This window comes from Roseibium aquae (assembly GCF_008711285.1).
In the GTDB taxonomy this organism is placed as follows: domain Bacteria; phylum Pseudomonadota; class Alphaproteobacteria; order Rhizobiales; family Stappiaceae; genus Roseibium; species Roseibium aquae.
This window is the reverse complement of the sequence record NZ_VXDC01000027.1, coordinates 1-2,500: the sequence shown is the minus strand read 5'-3', so window position 1 is coordinate 2,500 and position 2,500 is coordinate 1. Positions and strand designations below refer to the sequence as shown.

Genomic DNA, 2,500 nt, shown 5'->3' with positions numbered 1-2,500 from the left:
GGAAATAGCTGGTTCTCCGCGAAATCTATTTAGGTAGAGCGTCGGATGTATTCTCCCGGGGGTAGAGCACTGGATGGGCTATGGGGGCTTACCGCCTTACTGATCCTAACCAAACTCCGAATACCGGGAAGAACTGTCCGGCAGACACACAGTGGGTGCTAACGTCCATTGTGGAGAGGGAAACAACCCTGACCGCCAGTTAAGGTCCCTAAGTTATGGCTAAGTGGGAAAGGATGTAGAGATCCCAAAACAACCAGGATGTTGGCTTAGAAGCAGCCATCATTTAAAGAAAGCGTAACAGCTCACTGGTCTAAATAAGGGTCTCCGCGCCGAAAATGTACCGGGGCTCAAGCCATACACCGAAGCTGCGGGTGTGCATATGCACGCGGTAGCGGAGCGTTCTGTAAGTCTGCGAAGGGAGACCCGTGAGGGCTCCTGGAGATATCAGAAGTGCGAATGCTGACATGAGTAACGATAAAGGGAGTGAGAGACTCCCTCGCCGAAAGTCCAAGGGTTCCTGCGCAACGCTAATCGGCGCAGGGTTAGCCGGCCCCTAAGGCGAGGCCGAAAGGCGTAGTCGATGGGAATGCAGTTAATATTCTGCAGCCTGCGGGTAGTGACGGATGCCGTGTGTCGTATCCCCTTACTGGATTGGGGGTGCGGCGAAGGTGTTCCAGGAAATAGCTCCCGCGTATAGACCGTACCCGAAACCGACACAGGTGGACTGGTAGAGCATACCAAGGCGCTTGAGAGAACTATGCTGAAGGAACTCGGCAAAATGCTCCCGTAAGTTCGCGAGAAGGGAGACCTCTGATTGGGCAACCAGTCAGGGGTGGCACAGACCAGGGGGTGGCGACTGTTTATCAAAAACACAGGGCTCTGCGAAGCCGCAAGGCGACGTATAGGGTCTGACGCCTGCCCGGTGCTGGAAGGTTAAGAGGAGGTGTGCAAGCACCGAATTGAAGCCCCAGTAAACGGCGGCCGTAACTATAACGGTCCTAAGGTAGCGAAATTCCTTGTCGGGTAAGTTCCGACCTGCACGAATGGCGTAACGACTTCCCCGCTGTCTCCAGCATAGACTCAGTGAAATTGAATTCCCCGTGAAGATGCGGGGTTCCTGCGGTCAGACGGAAAGACCCCGTGCACCTTTACTACAGCTTCACACTGGTATTCGTAACGACATGTGTAGGATAGGTGGTAGACGTCGAAGCAAGGGCGCCAGCTCTTGTGGAGTCACCCTTGAAATACCACCCTTGTCCTTATGGATATCTAACCGCGGCGCAACAACGTCCGGGACCGTGTGTGGCGGGTAGTTTGACTGGGGCGGTCGCCTCCCAAATGGTAACGGAGGCGCGCGAAGGTGGGCTCAGAGCGGTCGGAAATCGCTCGTCGAGTGCAATGGCATAAGCCTGCCTGACTGCGAGACTGACAAGTCGAGCAGAGACGAAAGTCGGCCATAGTGATCCGGTGGTCCCTCGTGGAAGGGCCATCGCTCAACGGATAAAAGGTACGCCGGGGATAACAGGCTGATGATGCCCAAGAGTCCATATCGACGGCATTGTTTGGCACCTCGATGTCGACTCATCACATCCTGGGGCTGGAGCAGGTCCCAAGGGTTTGGCTGTTCGCCAATTAAAGTGGTACGTGAGTTGGGTTCAGAACGTCGCGAGACAGTTCGGTCCCTATCTGCCGTGGGTGTAGGAGAATTGAGAGGATCTGTCCCTAGTACGAGAGGACCGGGATGGACGTACCTCTGGTGGACCTGTTGTGGCGCCAGCCGCATTGCAGGGTAGCTATGTACGGAAGGGATAACCGCTGAAAGCATCTAAGCGGGAAACCCACCTCAAAACAAGTTCTCCCTGAAGAGCCGTGGAAGACCACCACGTCGATAGGAAGCGTGTGGAAGTGCAGCAATGCATGAAGCTTAGCTTTACTAATAGCTCGTTCGGCTTGATCACTCTCATTACTCAATACTCATCTTTTAAAAGCGCCATTGGCGCTTTGAAAAGATTGGTTGGTTTGCGCTCACGCTTGAGCGCGCCTGCGGCGCTAAGCTCCGCGGGGGCGCCAAACAGTTGGCGGCCCACATTCGTGGGCTTCGGCGCTGCGTGCCGGAAACGTGCAGAACATCCAATCGAAAAAAATCGGCAATAAATGCTCAAGCCTCAAAAAGCTGGAAGCTAAAAATATAAGACCAGACATGACCCTCAAGGGACAAGGAACGGAACCGAAGGTTCCAAGCGCACAAGCGTGCGCCGGCGACACTTCGCCGCCCTCCCGGAGCCAGCTGCCAAAGCAGCGACAGGCGTGAGGGGAATGGACTTCACGAAAAAATCTGTCCTTCGCCGGCCTGGTGGCCCAAGCGGAGCGCCCCCACCCGATCCCATCCCGAACTCGGCCGTGAAACGCTCCAGCGCCAATGGTACTTCGTCTCAAGACGCGGGAGAGTAGGTCGCCGCCAGGCCCGCTAAAGACAGAAAAAAACTCTTCAACTTAAAAC

2 rRNA genes (1 of these 2 cut by a window edge) are annotated in these 2,500 nt (G+C 55.3%); both read left to right on the top strand.

Annotation, left to right across the window (positions count from 1 at the left end):
* A 23S ribosomal RNA gene (locus F0184_RS20265) occupies positions 1–1,958 on the top strand; it begins 763 nt to the left of the window's first position.
* Between the two features lie 391 nt (positions 1,959–2,349).
* A 5S ribosomal RNA gene (gene rrf / locus F0184_RS20260) occupies positions 2,350–2,464 on the top strand.
* Positions 2,465–2,500: the final 36 nt, after the last annotated feature.